Origin of the sequence: Psychroflexus salarius, from assembly GCF_900129035.1 — a bacterium.
Taxonomy (GTDB): Bacteria; Bacteroidota; Bacteroidia; order Flavobacteriales; family Flavobacteriaceae; genus Psychroflexus; species Psychroflexus salarius.
Genome location: NZ_FQTW01000001.1, coordinates 465,556 through 481,765 on the forward strand (window position 1 = coordinate 465,556; position 16,210 = coordinate 481,765).

Below are 16,210 nucleotides of genomic sequence, written 5' to 3' on the forward strand. Positions count from 1 at the left end.
TAGAATTTAACTATAGCCTGAAATAAACAAATCATTTTACTTGGCTTTAGATTTTCTTTCTAATTGTTGATTTATACGTCTAAGTTGTGCTTCTTTGCGCTTTTTTTTAGCTAACAAGCTATTACTAAATCTAACACCATCATCATGCATGTCGGCTAATTGTATTTCTCTTTCTCTTTTCATTTTTTATTTAAATTTAGAATTTTAAAAAAAGAAATTATTACCAAAAGCAATATTTTTAAATAAATTTTAAACCCTTTTTATTCTTTTACTAATTTTTTAACTGAATCATTAACTTTAATAAAATAAATACCTGAAATTAAATGAGAGGTATTGATGGTTAACTCAGGTAAGCTTGAAGTTTCACTATGAAGAATTTGGCCATATGAATTATAGATTTTTACATCATATGCCGATGAAGTTATCATTTTAATATGAAGTTGATTTTTAATAGGATTAGGATAGAATGAAAATATAAGGTTTGAAGTTGAAGTTATGCTTAAACTTTCACAATTTTCACTAAATTGAGTTTGAGAGTCTATGAACAGTAAATTAGCATTCGCATACGAAACATCATCTACATCTATACAAGTTAAATTAGGGTTTAATTGCGCATTAAATGACAATATGTTGTATAAATTTCCATTCTTGATATTGAGCGTGTTTAAATTATTGTTATAAACATCTATACGCTCTAAATTAATGTTTTGACTCAAATCTAAATCTTCTATAAAATTTCCAGTTAAATCAATCAAATTTAGTCCAACAAAATCCTCAATACCTGTCATATCAACAATAGACTTATTTTCAAGAAAAAGTGATGTAATAGACTCGATAGAACTCGTTAGCACATAATCATCAAGCGGCGGGCTATCATAACCTAAATCAATTAAACCTTGCTCAAAATTATCATCAGGAACATAGGTTTGTTGAGCCGTAACTTGTAGACTAAAAAAGACAATAATTAAACAAAATATAATTCTCATTATTAAGATGTGAAAATTTGAACAAGTTGATCTAAAGTATAATTGGTTTGTTCTCCAGTCACCAGGTTTTTAAGCGAAAATTTATCTTCAGCCATTTCAGATTCACCGGCAATAAGTACGTGATTAATCTGTCTCTTTTCTGCATATTGCATTTGCTTTTTAAACTTAGCTTGATCAGGATACAGCTCAACATTTACACCTGCAGACCTTAACTTGTTTATGGCAAGCATCATATATTTAGACTCCTCGTAACCAAAATTTAAACACAGTAAATCTGTGGTATTTTTTAATGTTTCTGGAAATAGATCGAGTTCTTCAAGGACCAAATAAATACGGTCAAGACCAAAAGAAATCCCAACGCCGCTCATATTTTTGAGTCCAAAAATACCAGTTAAATCGTCGTAACGACCGCCACCGCCAATAGAGCCGAGCTTTACTTGACTTGGAGCTGCTATTTCAAAAATTGCACCTGTGTAATAATTAAGTCCGCGAGCTAATGTAACATCTAAATCTAATTGAGAAGATTGAAATTGATAATTACTTAAGGCATCATTTAAAAACTCAAGTTCTTCAATACCTTTCAGACCAATTTCAGAAGATGATAAGATTGATTTGAGTTGTTTTATTTTTTCATTGAAACTACCTGAGAAACTAAAGATAGGTTGTATTTTCTGAAGTGCTTCAGCTGAAATACCTTTTTCAAGCATTTCATCTTTTACACCTTGCTCACCAATTTTATCTAACTTATCTAGGGCAACAGTAAAATCGATTAATTTATCTTGTTCTCCAATCACTTCAGCAAAACCCGATAATATTTTTCTATTATTCAATTTGATCGTAACACCTTCAAGTTTTAAACCGTTAAAAACTTGGTCGTAAAGTTGAATAAAGTCGACTTCTTGCCATAAACTATCACTTCCAATCACATCAGCGTCGCACTGTACAAACTCCCTAAAACGACCTTTTTGTGGCCGGTCAGCTCTCCAGACAGGCTGAACTTGGTATCGCTTAAACGGAAAAACCAATTCGTGCTGGTGTTGAACCACATAACGCGCAAAAGGAACGGTTAAGTCGTATTTTAAGGCTTTTTCGGCAATTGAAGCGGAAATTTTAGCGGAATTCTTATTAGATAAGTCTTCATCATTAGCTTTTTTTAAAAAGTCTCCAGAATTTAAAATCTTAAAAATAAGCCGATCACCTTCTTCACCATATTTACCTAATAAAGTTGATGATTTCTCAAAACTTGGTGTTTCTATAGGTTGAAAACCAAAACGTTTAAAATTAGATTTGATTGAGTTTATAATATAATCACGTTTAGCTACTTCAGCTGAAGAAAAATCACGTGTACCTTTTGGAATCGAAGGTTTTTGGGCCATAAATTAGTTATTATCTACAAGTTCTTCAAAATAAGTGTATAATTCGCCTTTTGTAATGTTAGCGCCTTTTCTAATAAGTGCAAAAATATCTGTATTGCGCTCCTCACCGATTGGTTTAGTTGACGTAAAAATATCGACATCATCGTTCATTAGATTTTTACGCAGCCACTGATAACCTTCAGTAGTTGTAATATCTACAGCTTGGTTATCTATTTTAATAGCAATTAAATTGATATCGGTTTCGGTAAACTGAAATAAAAACAACTGCTGTGGTGAAAAATGTTCTAAATACTTTACATTATTTAAAACACCTTCCCAGACTAAGTCACTAAAAACATCTAATTCTTGCTCTGCAACTTGAGGTTTAGTAGTTTTAATTTCTTCCCATTCACTTGCTGTAATTGATTGGGTAGCCAAGAAATTAATAAATTCTTGGTGCATTTCTTCAAACTGTTCTTTAGTTAGTCTTTCGTACTTCATAAGTGCAAAAATAAAAAAAGATCGGCAGTAAACTACCGATCTTAAATTTTAAAACTTTAGCTAAATTAAGCTTCGCCAATAACGTCAAAAGTAATCTCTTCAATTACTTCACGATGAAAACGCAACTTAGCGGTATATTGTCCTAATCGCTTGATGTTACCACCAAAAATGCTAATAAATTTTTTATCAAGTTCAATACCTTCTTTAGCCAAAACATCTGCTAAATCTGCAGCTGTTATGCTTCCAAAAAGTTTATCTCCAGCTCCAGATTTAGAAGTAATGGAAATCGATAAGCCTTTAACTTTTTCAGCTAATTGCTTCGCTTCTGCGATTACTTTTTCTTCTTTATGAGCACGTTGTCTTAAATTTTCTGCTAATACTTTTTTTGCTGAAGGTGTTGCTATAACAGCATAACCTTGTGGAATTAAAAAGTTTCTACCGTAACCATTTTTAACAGTTACAAGATCATCAGCAAAACCTAAGTTATCTACATCTTTTTTTAATATAATTTCCATGGTTTTTGCTTTTTATTTTAATAAATCACCAACATAAGGCATTAAAGCCAGGTGTCTTGAGCGTTTAATTGCTTGAGAAACTTTTCGCTGGTACTTTAATGATGTTCCTGTTAAACGTCTTGGTAAAATTTTACCCTGAGGATTTACAAATTCCATCAAAAAATCTGGATTTTTATAATCGATGTATTTAATACCAGCTCTTTTAAAACGGCAATAACGTTTTTTAGAAGCTGTCTCAATATCTAATGGCGTTAAATATCTAATTTCGCCGTCATTCTTTCCTTTCGATTGTTCTTCGATACTTGCCATATCCTTAAGATTTAGATTTTGTACGTTTAACTCTTTCTTTAGCCCATTCTACAGCATGCTTATCTAGTTTTACAGTTAGATAACGCATCATGCGCTCGTCTCTTCTAAACATCACCTCTAAAGGCTCAATCGCTGTACCGTTGACTTGGTACTCAAATAAGTGATAAAATCCACTTTTTTTGTGCTGAATTGGGTAAGCTAATTTTTTTAAGCCCCAATTTTCTTTGTTAATCATCTTAGCGCCCTTAGAAGTCAAAAATTCTTCGTACTTCTGAACTGTCTCCTTTATCTGATCTTCAGATAAAACGGGATTCAAGATGAAAACAGTTTCATAATGGTTCATAATTCGATTTTTAAATTAATGTTTGCAAAAGTAATGCTTTTATTTTGAACTACATATTATTTTTCAAAATAGATTTTAGCTTCAATTTAATATCATTTGCGGCATCTATTAACATCATTTCATTAGTAGGATAATCTACAAATTGACCTTGTAAAAGCTGACGGTCTGCTTTGGTTAATGCTCTTATATCTCCTTGATAAGTAGCAAATTTATTTTCAAAAACAAAAAGGCTTCGCATAGGTTTTGATAAAACTTGCTGCTGATTTAAAGCATCTATAAATTTCACATTTGCTAAAACTTCAACTTCTTTAGATTGTATAGTTTCAAAAAGGAGCGCTTTAACTACAACCACTCGATCTTCCTTAACTCTATTTCCATCTTCATCTAAAACATAATCACCTTTACGATTTAACTTATATTGCCAACCATCAACGACTTCACGCTCAAGGTTAATTTCACGTTCTAGCAATCGTTCAGGAGAATAATTAAATTGCTGAAAATCAACAATAATTTCACGATCATATGAAATGTTTGGTAATTTTGAGTTATGATAAACTGTCCAAAAATCGTTTAAATTATAGGTGTTTAAAGATAAAAGTGACTCCTGAAATGCTTTTGGAAGAACCATCTGAGTTGAATTTTTTAGATTCATATATACAAATGAAAGTCCGTTGTTATAAGCTATTTCTATAGTTTCTTCTAATTTAGGGTAACTCGGCTCTAAGTTTTTAACTTTTTGTAGTTGATTATAAGCCGTGCGGCTCTCTGAAATTTGTTGGGTTTCAAGTAAGTTAATTGCTGAGTTAAAAAGTGCATCAGCGTAAGTAGACTTTGCTTTTATTAATTTAGAATTAACCTCAACAAAATTAAAATCTAAGCTGCCATTAGTCCCTTCAAGCGGTAATAAAGGTTTAATTTTTTGCTGATTTCCTTTAAGTGTTTTATAAGCTGAGAAAATTCTTTCAGCGTTATTAAAAGCATCATCTTGTTTTAAATAATTAACTTGATCAAGTAGTTGAGATTGATACTTATGATAAGCTTCAAATAACAAATCTGCGTAAGCCTTTGCCTTTTTTGAATATTTATCTTTAGCTATTTTATTGACAGAATTATGAATAGCTGACGAATAATCACCACTATTTATTTCTTGTTGAGTGCCTTTTATGGTGGTACAACCTATTAATAAGACAACCAAGCATACAGATATTATAGACTTCATTCCTACTATATTTTTAAAGCAAATTAACAAAAATAAATTTTAACAATTGTTGTTTGAAATTAATCTAAATAAAGCATTGTCGAATTTAAAATCAGACCTATATTTGCACTCAATTTTTAATAAATCTAAATAAGTTATAATGTCAAAATTAAAGTTTAGTTTACTTTTAATCATGTTATCCCTCATTGGTTTTGGACAAACTCAAAATCAGAAAAAATCAAAAAAAGATAGCATTAACAACTTAAGCGAAGTAACCATTGTTGCTAATAAACTTCTTGGTAGTAAGTTTGAAGCAAAAAACCGAACAGGTTCAGCCTTTTTTATTTCAAAAAAAGATATTCAAAAGTTTAATTATTTTGATGTCAACAATCTTTTAGGTCAGGTTCCTGGCGTTAATATTTATCAAGAAGATGGTTTTGGTTTACGACCAAACATCAGCTTACGCGGAACTTCTCCAGAGCGTTCTAGTAAAATTACTTTAATGGAAGACGGCGTTTTAATAGCTCCAGCACCTTACAGTGCTCCAGCAGCCTACTACTTTCCTACAATTTCAAGAATGCAAAATGTTGAAGTTTTAAAAGGAAGTAGCCAAATACAATACGGACCGTTTACCACAGGTGGCGCTATTAATTTTGTGTCGACTGAAATCCCAAATGATTTTGAACTTAATCTAAGAGCTAACTATGGCTCATATGATACAGGCAATTTTTATGCTAATATTGGCGATTCTAAGAAAAATTTCGGGTATTTATTAGAATATAACAATATTCAATCTGACGGATTTAAAAATCTTGATAACAATGGTAATACAGGATTTAATATTAACGACTTTGTTGGTAAATTCCGAGTTAACACCAATCCAGATGCCAAGGTTTACCAATCACTTGAATTCAAATTCCAATATTCAGATGAATTATCTAACGAGACCTATTTAGGCTTAACACAAAATGATTTTAACGAAACGCCTTTTAGACGTTATGCGGGTTCACAGGTTGATAATATGGACACTGAACACACGCAGTTTATGCTAACTCATACCGCTAAATTTAGCGACTTTTTACGCCTAACAACAACCGCCTACCGCAACAACTTTAAACGTAATTGGTACAAACTTGATAAAGTTAACTTTAACAATGTTCAAGTTGGTATTAGCGATTTGCTTGAAAACCCTAATCAATTTCCAAATCACTTCAACTTAGTTAATGGTAATGATTCTACCAACGACGGCGCTTTAGCTGTAAAGAATAATAACCGTGAATACTATAGCCAAGGTATCCAAACTAAATTTGATTATCATTTCTACACAGGAGATTTTTCTCATGATCTAGAAGTTGGCCTTCGTTATCACCAAGATGAAATTGATCGTTTTCAATGGGTCGATGACTACAATATGTTAAGCGGAAATATGAATTTAGTTAACCAAGGAATTCCAGGGACAGAATCAAACCGTGTTCAAGATGCTGAAGCTTTAGCAACCTACATATTGTACAAGTTGAAGTTTAACAAACTAACTTTAACGCCAGGTCTTCGTTACGAATCTATCAAACTTACACGCTCTAATTACGGCACTAATGATGTTAACAGAACTGGAAGCGATTTAAGTTATAGAGAAAATACATATAATGAATTAATTCCTGGATTAGGCGCCAACTACAAAATCAATAGAGAAATTGCTATTTTCGGAGGTATTCATAAAGGTTTTGCGCCTGGCGGTACGCGCCCAGAAGAAGAAGCCGAACAAAGTATTAATTATGAACTGGGAACCCGTTTTAACTTTAATGGTTTTAGCGGTGAAATTGTTGGTTTCTTTAATGATTATAGCAATTTACTGGGTAGCGACCTTAATGCAACAGGCGGTACTGGAAGTCTCGAACAATTTAATGCTGGTGAAGTAAATGTGGCCGGATTTGAATTGTTACTAAACTACAACTTACTCCAAAATAATTCAAAATTCGATTTACCGCTTAATTTTGCCTATACTTATACCGATACCGAATTTCAAAACAATTTTGAAAGCGGTGTTGGGATTTGGGGCGAGGTTTCTGCTGGTGACGAAATGCCTTACATCTCTAAACACCAATTTAACTTTGGCGCCAGTTTTATAACTGATAAATTTCAAATTAATGCTAATGCGCGTTATAGAGGCGAGTTTAGAACCCAAGCTGGCACAGGTTCAATACCACAAAACCAAAAAGTTGGCAGCAACTTTGTAATTGATCTTTCAGGAGAATATCAACTTACAAACAACTTTAGCTTAACCGCTAATATGATTAATTTGCTAGACAACTCCTATGAAGTTGCTCGAGTTCCTGCAGGATTAAGACCTGGTCATCCTTTTGGGATTTATGGTGGATTTAAATTCAGTTTATAAGTTATTAAACCTTATTTAAGATAAAAAGGAACTTCAAGTATGGGGTTCCTTTTTTTTAGTTGAAATACTTCCGATTTTACAAATACTTTTTCATGACCAATTGAAGTCGTTGAGCTTCATCTGCAGCAGCTTCAGCAAAATCTAAAGAATTAGACTTATAAATAATTCCTCTTGAAGAATTAATTAAAAGTCCAAAATTGGTATTCATTCCGTATTCACAAACCTCTTCTAAACTACCGCCTTGAGCACCTATTCCAGGAACTAATAAAAAAGCCTCAGGAACTAATTGCCTTATCATTTTAAAATACTCAGGTTTTGTTGCGCCAACAACATACATTAGTTGGTGCGAATTTTGCCAAGATTTAGAGCGTTCTAAAACTTTTTCAAAGAGATAATTCCCATCGCTTAACTTTTCAAGTTGAAAATCTTTTGCGCCAGGATTAGAAGTTAAACCTAACATTATGGTTTGTTTATTTTTAAATGCTAAAAAGGGCTCAACAGAATCTTTACCCATGTAAGGTGCCACAGTAACCGCATCAAATCCAAGATCATCAAAAAAAGCCTTGGCATAACGTGAAGCAGTATTACCAATATCACCACGCTTTGCATCAGCGATTGTAAAAACTTCTGGGTAATTCTTATTTAGATATTCAATGGTTTTTTCAAGTGCCAACCAACCTTTTAAACCATAAGCCTCATAAAAAGCTAAATTAGGTTTGTAAGCTACTGAAAACTTAATGGTGGCATCTATAATAGCTTTGTTAAACTCAAATATTGGATCTTCAAAATCAAGTAGATGTTTGGGGATTTTTTCTAAATCGACATCTAAACCAACGCACAGCATTGACTTTTTTAATTCAATTTGCTGCTTTAAAATATTGGTATTCATACTTGTAATGAAGTTAAAGTGAGTCTGAAATATTTTTAAGCTTTTCAGTATTATCAACTAGCTTCAACTCATCAATCACTTTATCAAGATCACCATTAATAATGTTATCTAAATCGTAAAGTGATAAATTGATTCTGTGATCGGTGACACGACCTTGAGGCCAGTTATAAGTTCTAATTTTGGCACTTCTATCGCCACTTGTTACCATATTACCTCGCTTTTCGGCATCTTCGGCTTGCTTTTTAGCTAATTCCATTTCATATAATCTGGAGCGCAATACTTTAAAAGCTTTCTCTTTATTTTTATGTTGCGATTTCTGGTCTTGGCATTGTGCAACTATTCCGGTAGGTTCGTGTGTTAATCTAACGGCTGAATAGGTTGTGTTGACAGATTGACCACCTGGCCCAGACGAACAAAAATAATCGATGCGAACATCTTTTGGGTTAATTTCAACATCAAATTCTTCAGCTTCAGGAAATACCATAACTGTTGCAGCACTTGTGTGAACGCGACCTTGTGTTTCAGTTTGTGGTACACGTTGCACACGATGCACACCAGCTTCATATTTTAAAGTGCCATAGACATTTTCCCCAGAAACTTCAAATTGAATTTCTTTAAAGCCACCATTAGTTCCTTCACTGTAATCTACAGTGCTTACTTTCCAACCTTTATTTTCAGAATAACGTGTGAGCATCTTGTAAATGTCACCAGCAAAAATACTAGCTTCATCACCGCCTGTGCCAGCACGAACTTCAACTACTGCATTTTTAGCATCTTCAGGATCTTTAGGAATCATCATGTACCTAATTTTTTCTTCAAGTGCTTCAAGCGCTTCTTTAGATTCTTCTAATTGAAGCTTTGCCATTTCAAGCATTTCATCATCACTGCTATCATTTATAATAGCTTCGGCTTCTTGAATATTATTATTGAGAGCGATATATTTTTCGCGCTCATCCATGATATCTTTTAAGTCTTTATATTCTTTTGAAAGTGTAGCATAACGTTTTTGGTCTGAAATAATATCAGGTTGAATGATAAGATCATTCACTTCATCAAAACGTTGTTTTATGATATTTAACTTATCTAACATAGTGGAATTTAAAATGTGTTCAAATTTACAACTATTTCACTGAACTATGAAGTTATCAGTTAAGTTGCTTTTATAATTCTACAATAACACCAATACCGAGTTGCTGTTTCCATTGAACTTTTGGTCCACCTTCAACGACCTCGCCATTTTCATTTTCGTTACTGATTCTCACATCATCATCATAGCGCAAATGAGAGCCAAATGAAGCTTTAATAAAGCCATTAACTTTAAAGTCGAAGTTAAGTTCCCAATCGATATCAACATTACCAAATTTGTTAAGGTAATCTGTATATAAACGCAGATGGCTATTCATATTAACATTTTGAAAAACTTCGCGCTTGTACTCATTTGTGACCAGTATACCAATTTCCATTCGAGTACGTTTACCATTTTTAATGATATTACCATCATCGTCCAAAATGGCTTTTTCAACTCCAAAAGCACCTTGATTAGCTAGGCGCTGATTAAGCACAAAGGTGGATTTCATGGTTACTGGCGAAAGGTAAATCTGATTGTTTTTGTCTTCGGTAGTATATTCTGAACCAACCCCAAGAAATAAATACCCTGGTGCCATAAAGTCTGAGATTGAAACATCGCGATTGGGATAGTTATAACCCCTTGAAAATTGTGAACTAAAACTGAATTTCCCAGAATAATACCAATTTGAGTTTTCAGAAACCCGATATCCAAAGGTTGAAATAAATTCTAAATCATCATCGGTTTTGCGTAAATCTTGACTTTCTTGTTGATTAACGCCGTAACGCATTCTAAGTTCATTATTCCATTTTAAAGCATTTCTAACAAATAAGCGTTTAAAATGCGCACCAAATAAGCCTGAAACAGAATTAGAACCACCAGCATTCCAATTTACAAAAGCAACCTCACTTAAGTCAAATGTAAATTTATTGCTTTTGTCCCAATAGCTTGTTGGCCCAACAACTCTAATTAAATCTTTGGTATTAAAATCATGTACATAATCAGTATCGATGGTTGTTGTAATCAGTTTTTTTGGTCCTCGTGAAAAAAAATATTCAGCCACAGAAATTTGCTTTTGAATTTCTCCAAAAGATTGTGCTAAACTTGCCAGCGGCAAGCAAATAATCAGAAGTTTAAATAATTTCATGATCAGTAAGTGAATTGTCCAAACTCAGACTTTATATGTAAAGATTTCTCTTTGGCAGCTTCAACATGACCGATAATTTGAGCAGGAATATTAAAGCTTTCAGAAATTTTTATAATTTCATCTGCAATGGCTTCATCTACATAAAATTCAAGTCGGTGACCCATGTTAAAAACTTGATACATTTCTTGCCAAGACGTCCCACTTTCATCTTTAATAAGTTTAAATAACGGCGGTAAATCAAACATATTGTTTTTAATAATTTTTAATTGATCTACGAAGTGTAAAATTTTAGTCTGCGCGCCTCCACTACAGTGCACCATACCATTAATGCGATTTGCACCCGTATTTTCTAAAACTTTTTTTACGACAGGTGCATAAGTTCTTGTTGGGGACAAAATCAGTTTTCCAGCGTCTAAAGGTGATCCTTCAACTTGACTGGTTAATTGTTTAGAACCTGAATAAATCAAGTCTTGAGGAACTTTAGGATCAAAACTTTCAGGATATTTTTCAGCTAAATATTTACTCAAAACATCGTGACGGGCTGATGTTAAACCGTTACTTCCCATTCCGCCGTTATATTGAGATTCATAAGTTGCCTGACCTGATGAGGCTAAGCCTACAATTACATTTCCTGATTTAATATTAGCGTTATCAATCACTTCATTGCGTTTCATACGACAAGTCACCGTTGAGTCAACTATAATGGTACGAACTAAATCGCCAACATCAGCTGTTTCGCCACCAGTTGTATGAACTTGAACGCCATGTTTTGAAAGTTCTTCACAAAGTTCTTCAGTACCATTAATAATTTCTGAAATTACTTCGCCAGGGATAAGATTTTTGTTGCGGCCGATTGTTGACGAAAGGAGAATATTTTTGGTAGCACCTACACAAAGCAAATCGTCTAGATTCATGATTAAAGCATCTTGAGCAATACCTTTCCAAACCGACAAATCGCCTGTTTCTTTCCAATACATATAGGCTAGAGATGACTTAGTCCCGGCACCATCAGCATGCATAACTACACAATGTTGATCGCTACCAGTTAAGTGGTCTGGGATAATTTTACAGAATGCCTTTGGAAACAATCCTTTATTTACTTTAGAAATAGCCTTATGAACATCTTCCTTTTGAGCTGAAACACCACGTTGACTGTATCGATTTGTTGAAGTAGACATGAAAAAAATTTTAGCAAAAGTAATGAAAATATATGGGTAAAATAAAAGCCCAAGTTGGGATACTCGGGCTTTTATTTTTAGATGTATATCAATTTATTTAGTAAATAATAATTCTCTGTATTTGGTGAGTGGCCAAATTTCATCATCGACTAACAATTCTAGCTTATCACAGTGGTACCTGATGTCTTCGAAGTAAGGTTTTACTTCATCACAATATAAATGTGCTCTTTTGGTAACATCATCTGTATGATTAGCTTTTTTACGTGCTTCTATCATATTATTAATTCCGGCATTAATTTTCTCAATATGCGTTGAAATTCGCTCGATGATCGCTAATTGTTCAGTTGCCATCGATTTAAACTGATCGCCATAAATATCTTTTAAACCTTTTACGTTTTTAATTAATACATTTTGATATTTAATGGCTGTTGGAATGACGTGATTTCGAGCAATATCACCTAATAAGCGACCTTCAATTTGAATATGTTTTGAGTAATCTTCAATCTCGATATCAAACCTGGCTTTAACTTCAACTTCATTCATGATGTTAAGCTCAGTAAATAAATCAATCGCTTTTTTAGAAATTTTTGCTTGTAAAGCTTCAGGTGTTGTTCTGTAATTACTTAAGCCACGTCTTTTAGCTTCTTTCTCCCAAGCTTCACCATAACCATCACCTTCAAATCTGACACTTTTAGATGCCTTAATATATTCACGCAATACATTAAAAATAGCATCATCTTTTTTCATTTTTTTATCTTTCACAAGTGCATCGACTTCAACTTTAAATTCTTTAAGTTGTTTAGCTACAATGGCATTTAAAACCGTCATTGGGTCTGCACAATTAGCGGTTGAACCTACCGCTCTTAATTCAAATTTATTGCCTGTAAATGCAAAAGGTGACGTTCTATTTCTATCGGTATTATCTAGTAGAATTTCTGGAATTTTACCCACTACATTTAATTTAAGGTCTGTTTTTTCTTGAGGCGATAACTTACCATCGGTTACCTTTTCTAATTCATCAAGAACTTTGGTGAGTTGCGATCCTATAAATACAGATATAATAGCCGGCGGAGCTTCATTAGCGCCCAAGCGATGATCATTTGAAGCTGAAGCTATCGTCGCTCTTAATAATTCTTCATTTTCATAAACCGCCTTAATAGTATTGACAAAAAACGTTAAAAAGCGTAGATTACGCATAGGTGTTTTTCCTGGACTTAATAAGTTAGAACCTGAGCTTGTAGCTAAAGACCAGTTGTTATGTTTACCACTACCATTAACATCTTTAAATGGCTTTTCGTGAAATAAAACTTTAAAGTAATGGCGTTCGGCTACCTTATCCATTACATCCATAATTAATGAATTGTGATCTACCGCTAAATTAGCCTCTTCAAAAATTGGCGCTAACTCAAATTGGTTTGGTGCTACTTCGTTATGTCTTGTTTTAACTGGAATACCCAATAACATACATTCTTTTTCAAGCTCTCTCATAAAGTCTAAAACCCGTTTTGGGATAGAGCCAAAATAGTGATCGTCTAATTGTTGACCTTTTGCAGGTGCGTGACCTAGTAGAGTTCTACCAGACATCATTAAGTCAGGACGAGAAGCTGCTAAAGCTGTATCGACAAGAAAATACTCTTGTTCCCAACCTAAAGTGGCAATGACTTTAGATTCTTTTTTATCGAAGTACTTAACCACATCGGTGGCTGCCTTATCTAAAGCTGAAATTGATTTAAGTAAAGGTGTTTTATAGTCTAAAGCTTCACCTGTGTAAGCCACAAAAATAGTAGGAATGCAAAGTGTCGTTCCCCAGACAAAAGCTGGTGAAGTAGGATCCCAAGCAGTGTAACCACGCGCTTCGAACGTATTTCTGATACCGCCATTAGGCAAACTTGAAGCATCAGGCTCTTGTTGCACTAATTGTCCACCGCCAAATTTTTCGATTGAGCGGCCATCACTAGTCGTTTCAAAAAAAGCATCGTGCTTTTCGGCTGTCGAACCTGTTAAAGGTTGAAACCAATGCGTGTAATGAGTCGCACCTTTAGAAATTGCCCATTCTTTCATCCCAGTTGAAATATGGTCGGCTAAATCTCGGTCGATTTTAGAGCCATTTTCTATAGCATCCATAATACTATCAAACGAGTCGCTTGTTAAATATTGACGCATCGCTTCTTTGTTAAATACGTTTTTTCCAAAAAGTTCAGACCTTCTGATACTTTCGTCTACAGGAACTGGTTTTCGGTTAAGGGATTCTTTAATTGCATTAAATCTTAGGATAGCCATAATAATTGAAATTTTACACAAACATAGAGTTATTTTTAATTTACCCCTATATTTTTAGTGTTAAATTTAGATTATTTATATGAAAAACATTTTTACCCCTAAAAATTATGACCCAAGCGCCAAAACAACACATATTAAATAAGGAATTAAAATTAAAGCGCCTTCATAATGATCGATGGAATGCTGTTTTGGTAATAGCACCTAACCTCTCATAAAACAAGTCAATTAAATTAACAAAAAAATGACTTTTTCGCACTTATAAGCGGTTTTGAAAAGAATATTTTAAAAATAGACAGCACATTATTATGAAAAAACAATTTTAACATTATAGTTAAGGCTGTTTGTATTTTTTTTTTTTAGGTTCGTATCATAATCAATTAAAACCGCTATGTTTTCTTAGTTAATCATTAAAAAGAGAAAGCTCCTACAAGGTAGAAGCTTCTCCCGAAAGATGCATGAAAAACTTACATCTCACTCAACAATGCAAATGTAAGGTTTTCATGAGACCTGAACAGCCTCTTGAGCTGAAAAACACCATCCGTTAAGATGATAAACTGACAATCTAATTTTTTTAATTTTAATATCATGAAAATAATAAAAAAGTTTTATTTTGCTTTGTTGATAAGTTTTATTTCTTGTTCAACAAGTGATGATGAATTTTCTACATTCAATCATAGTAATGAAAATACGCAGTCTTTAGAATTAACAAAAAAAAATAACATTCATAAAACAACTAATGTAATTAGTATATTACTATTTAAATTGGGTGTTGAAAAAATAATAGTTGATAAAACAAATAATGACCTTATAAGATACAACTTTAAAACTTTTAAAAGTTTTATAACTAAAGGGGAATTTATAGACCTCTCTAATTATACAATTATATTGGAATCGGGAACTCTTTATTTAGAATCTGAACCAAATTATAAAATTAGCCTAAATAACGGCGAAATCTATTTAAGAACTAGCCCTGATAGTGAACTAATTAAACAAAATAACATAAGCGACAACATTAGTATTAGAATCCTTAAATCTTTCCTTATAGAAATGACAGCTTCTAATGAAGTAAAGATGAACTTTCAAAATCATATTGATAATATTGTTACTGAAAAACGCGTTGGTTGTTCATTTTGGGACACTTATGTTGTTTTTAGTGGCGTTATGCCTTCTAGTAGTCATAGTTTAGCCGAAGCTAACCTACAAGACGAAATAGCAGCTTACGCATCTGAATTATCAGGTTGTAGGAAAGTTGGTGGTGTTGATACATCTTGTGTTTCGGGAAATCACGCTTGTTGGTCTACTCAAAACTATTGTTGTGATTAGTATAATCAAAGTTATAAACAACTTCTCAAAGCTAGTATTTTGGGAAGTTGTTTAAAATAATCAAATTAATAACTAAAATTAGTTAAATTCCGTATTATTATTTAATAAATTTAAGTCAAAAAAATATACAGTTATGAATTTAGTTTATGGGTTGATAACCCCTACAGTAAGTCTTTTAATTGGAGTGATATATGCGATAGTACTAATTTATTCAATTTTTATTATTGTTAAAAACGAAAAAAGTATTAATGCGCTATTGTGGTTAATTTTTGCGCTTTTTATTCCTTTTTTTGGAAGTTTAATTTACATAGCTAGACATTTCTTGTACAACAAGAAGAATAATTTTGAATTAAACAATTAAGTGATAAGTTAATTTTACAAGCTATAACTTAGCATTTAAAATCTCAGCGCTAAAAAAACAAATATTAAATAAGGAATTAAAATTAAAGCCCCTTTATAACGACCGATGGTGTGCCGTTTTGGTAATAAGGCTAAAATCAAGATCAATACGGCAAAGCCAATCATCCAAAATATATCAACACTTAAAACAGATTTAGTTTGCAACGCAATAGGCTTAATCATAGCCGTTATACCTAACACAGAGGCGATATTAAAAATGTTAGAGCCAATTAAATTACCTAAAGAAATGGCTTTTTCGTACTTAAAAGCGTTTTTAAAAAGAATATTTTAAAAATAGACAGCACATTATTATGAAAAAACAATTTTAA

General features: G+C 32.8%; 17 protein-coding genes. 3 read left to right on the forward strand and 14 right to left on the reverse strand.

Annotation, left to right across the window (positions count from 1 at the left end; translation table 11 throughout):
* Positions 1 to 36: 36 nt before the first annotated feature.
* The 8 genes from BUB82_RS11825 to BUB82_RS02145 all read right to left on the reverse strand — a co-directional run bounded on the left by BUB82_RS11825 (position 37) and on the right by BUB82_RS02145 (position 5,228).
* Positions 37 to 183, reverse strand: a complete 147-nt coding sequence (locus tag BUB82_RS11825; RefSeq protein ID WP_200796285.1) for a hypothetical protein — start codon at positions 181 to 183, stop codon at positions 37 to 39.
* 77 nt (positions 184 to 260) lie between these two features.
* Positions 261 to 986, reverse strand: a complete 726-nt coding sequence (locus tag BUB82_RS02115; RefSeq protein WP_073191365.1) for a T9SS type A sorting domain-containing protein — start codon at positions 984 to 986, stop codon at positions 261 to 263.
* A gap of 2 nt (positions 987 to 988) precedes the next feature.
* A complete protein-coding gene (hisS, locus tag BUB82_RS02120) occupies positions 989 to 2,362 on the reverse strand; it encodes a histidine--tRNA ligase (protein WP_073191368.1) in 1,374 nt (457 codons plus the stop codon).
* Between the two features lie 3 nt (positions 2,363 to 2,365).
* The gene (locus BUB82_RS02125; protein ID WP_073191371.1) at positions 2,366 to 2,842 is read right to left on the reverse strand and encodes a DUF6495 family protein; all 477 of its coding nucleotides are present in this window, start codon (positions 2,840 to 2,842) and stop codon (positions 2,366 to 2,368) included.
* Positions 2,843 to 2,907: 65 nt separating this feature from the next.
* Complete coding sequence (gene rplI, locus BUB82_RS02130) at positions 2,908 to 3,357, reverse strand: 50S ribosomal protein L9 (protein WP_073191374.1); 450 nt, start codon at positions 3,355 to 3,357, stop codon at positions 2,908 to 2,910.
* A gap of 12 nt (positions 3,358 to 3,369) precedes the next feature.
* Positions 3,370 to 3,666, reverse strand: coding sequence for a 30S ribosomal protein S18 (gene rpsR, locus BUB82_RS02135; RefSeq protein ID WP_073191376.1), 297 nt, complete (start codon positions 3,664 to 3,666; stop codon positions 3,370 to 3,372).
* A 4-nt stretch (positions 3,667 to 3,670) separates the two neighbouring features.
* The gene (gene rpsF / locus BUB82_RS02140) at positions 3,671 to 4,009 is read right to left on the reverse strand and encodes a 30S ribosomal protein S6 (protein ID WP_073191379.1); all 339 of its coding nucleotides are present in this window, start codon (positions 4,007 to 4,009) and stop codon (positions 3,671 to 3,673) included.
* A gap of 49 nt (positions 4,010 to 4,058) precedes the next feature.
* Complete coding sequence (locus BUB82_RS02145) at positions 4,059 to 5,228, reverse strand: hypothetical protein (RefSeq protein WP_073191383.1); 1,170 nt, start codon at positions 5,226 to 5,228, stop codon at positions 4,059 to 4,061.
* 139 nt (positions 5,229 to 5,367) lie between these two features.
* Here BUB82_RS02145 and BUB82_RS02150 point away from each other — a divergent pair, with 139 nt between their 5' ends.
* Positions 5,368 to 7,599 carry a TonB-dependent receptor family protein gene (locus BUB82_RS02150; RefSeq protein ID WP_073191386.1) on the forward strand — a complete coding sequence of 744 codons (2,232 nt, stop codon included), beginning with the start codon at positions 5,368 to 5,370 and terminating at the stop codon, positions 7,597 to 7,599.
* A 76-nt stretch (positions 7,600 to 7,675) separates the two neighbouring features.
* Here BUB82_RS02150 and pyrF read toward each other — a convergent pair whose 3' ends face one another.
* From pyrF to BUB82_RS02175, 5 genes are all read right to left on the reverse strand, one after another.
* Positions 7,676 to 8,488 (reverse strand): orotidine-5'-phosphate decarboxylase, encoded by an 813-nt coding sequence (gene pyrF / locus BUB82_RS02155; RefSeq protein ID WP_073191389.1) that lies wholly within the window; start codon positions 8,486 to 8,488, stop codon positions 7,676 to 7,678.
* A gap of 13 nt (positions 8,489 to 8,501) precedes the next feature.
* The gene (prfA, locus tag BUB82_RS02160; protein WP_073191392.1) at positions 8,502 to 9,578 is read right to left on the reverse strand and encodes a peptide chain release factor 1; all 1,077 of its coding nucleotides are present in this window, start codon (positions 9,576 to 9,578) and stop codon (positions 8,502 to 8,504) included.
* Positions 9,579 to 9,648: 70 nt separating this feature from the next.
* Positions 9,649 to 10,701: a DUF3078 domain-containing protein gene (locus BUB82_RS02165; RefSeq protein WP_073191395.1), complete on the reverse strand. Its 1,053-nt coding sequence runs from the start codon at positions 10,699 to 10,701 to the stop codon at positions 9,649 to 9,651.
* A 2-nt stretch (positions 10,702 to 10,703) separates the two neighbouring features.
* The gene (locus BUB82_RS02170; protein WP_073191398.1) at positions 10,704 to 11,879 is read right to left on the reverse strand and encodes an AIR synthase related protein; all 1,176 of its coding nucleotides are present in this window, start codon (positions 11,877 to 11,879) and stop codon (positions 10,704 to 10,706) included.
* A gap of 93 nt (positions 11,880 to 11,972) precedes the next feature.
* Complete coding sequence (locus tag BUB82_RS02175) at positions 11,973 to 14,159, reverse strand: glutamine synthetase III family protein (protein ID WP_073191401.1); 2,187 nt, start codon at positions 14,157 to 14,159, stop codon at positions 11,973 to 11,975.
* A gap of 585 nt (positions 14,160 to 14,744) precedes the next feature.
* On the opposite strand from BUB82_RS02175, the gene BUB82_RS02180 reads away from it, so the two are divergent.
* Together BUB82_RS02180 and BUB82_RS11935 are read left to right on the forward strand one after the other, a co-directional pair.
* The gene (locus BUB82_RS02180) at positions 14,745 to 15,482 is read left to right on the forward strand and encodes a hypothetical protein (RefSeq protein ID WP_073191404.1); all 738 of its coding nucleotides are present in this window, start codon (positions 14,745 to 14,747) and stop codon (positions 15,480 to 15,482) included.
* Positions 15,483 to 15,615: 133 nt separating this feature from the next.
* Entirely contained in the window at positions 15,616 to 15,843 is a 228-nt protein-coding gene (locus tag BUB82_RS11935) for a PLDc N-terminal domain-containing protein (RefSeq protein ID WP_073191407.1), read from the forward strand.
* 35 nt (positions 15,844 to 15,878) lie between these two features.
* Here BUB82_RS11935 and BUB82_RS02190 read toward each other — a convergent pair whose 3' ends face one another.
* Entirely contained in the window at positions 15,879 to 16,166 is a 288-nt protein-coding gene (locus BUB82_RS02190) for a putative sulfate exporter family transporter (protein ID WP_083574446.1), read from the reverse strand.
* Between the last annotated feature and the right edge of the window lie 44 nt (positions 16,167 to 16,210).

Excerpts from the sequence above, each read along its gene's own strand:
- BUB82_RS11825 (WP_200796285.1), bottom strand. The coding sequence starts at position 183 with ATGAAAAGAGAAAGAGAAATACAATTAGCCGACATGCATGATGATGGT.
- BUB82_RS02165 (WP_073191395.1), bottom strand. The coding sequence starts at position 10,701 with ATGAAATTATTTAAACTTCTGATTATTTGCTTGCCGCTGGCAAGTTTA.
- BUB82_RS02115 (WP_073191365.1), bottom strand. The coding sequence starts at position 986 with ATGAGAATTATATTTTGTTTAATTATTGTCTTTTTTAGTCTACAAGTT.
- BUB82_RS11935 (WP_073191407.1), top strand. The coding sequence starts at position 15,616 with ATGAATTTAGTTTATGGGTTGATAACCCCTACAGTAAGTCTTTTAATT.
- rplI (WP_073191374.1), bottom strand. The coding sequence starts at position 3,357 with ATGGAAATTATATTAAAAAAAGATGTAGATAACTTAGGTTTTGCTGAT.
- BUB82_RS02175 (WP_073191401.1), bottom strand. The coding sequence starts at position 14,159 with ATGGCTATCCTAAGATTTAATGCAATTAAAGAATCCCTTAACCGAAAA.
- BUB82_RS02150 (WP_073191386.1), top strand. The coding sequence starts at position 5,368 with ATGTCAAAATTAAAGTTTAGTTTACTTTTAATCATGTTATCCCTCATT.
- prfA (WP_073191392.1), bottom strand. The coding sequence starts at position 9,578 with ATGTTAGATAAGTTAAATATCATAAAACAACGTTTTGATGAAGTGAAT.
- hisS (WP_073191368.1), bottom strand. The coding sequence starts at position 2,362 with ATGGCCCAAAAACCTTCGATTCCAAAAGGTACACGTGATTTTTCTTCA.
- rpsF (WP_073191379.1), bottom strand. The coding sequence starts at position 4,009 with ATGAACCATTATGAAACTGTTTTCATCTTGAATCCCGTTTTATCTGAA.
- BUB82_RS02170 (WP_073191398.1), bottom strand. The coding sequence starts at position 11,879 with ATGTCTACTTCAACAAATCGATACAGTCAACGTGGTGTTTCAGCTCAA.
- rpsR (WP_073191376.1), bottom strand. The coding sequence starts at position 3,666 with ATGGCAAGTATCGAAGAACAATCGAAAGGAAAGAATGACGGCGAAATT.
- BUB82_RS02125 (WP_073191371.1), bottom strand. The coding sequence starts at position 2,842 with ATGAAGTACGAAAGACTAACTAAAGAACAGTTTGAAGAAATGCACCAA.
- pyrF (WP_073191389.1), bottom strand. The coding sequence starts at position 8,488 with ATGAATACCAATATTTTAAAGCAGCAAATTGAATTAAAAAAGTCAATG.
- BUB82_RS02145 (WP_073191383.1), bottom strand. The coding sequence starts at position 5,228 with ATGAAGTCTATAATATCTGTATGCTTGGTTGTCTTATTAATAGGTTGT.
- BUB82_RS02180 (WP_073191404.1), top strand. The coding sequence starts at position 14,745 with ATGAAAATAATAAAAAAGTTTTATTTTGCTTTGTTGATAAGTTTTATT.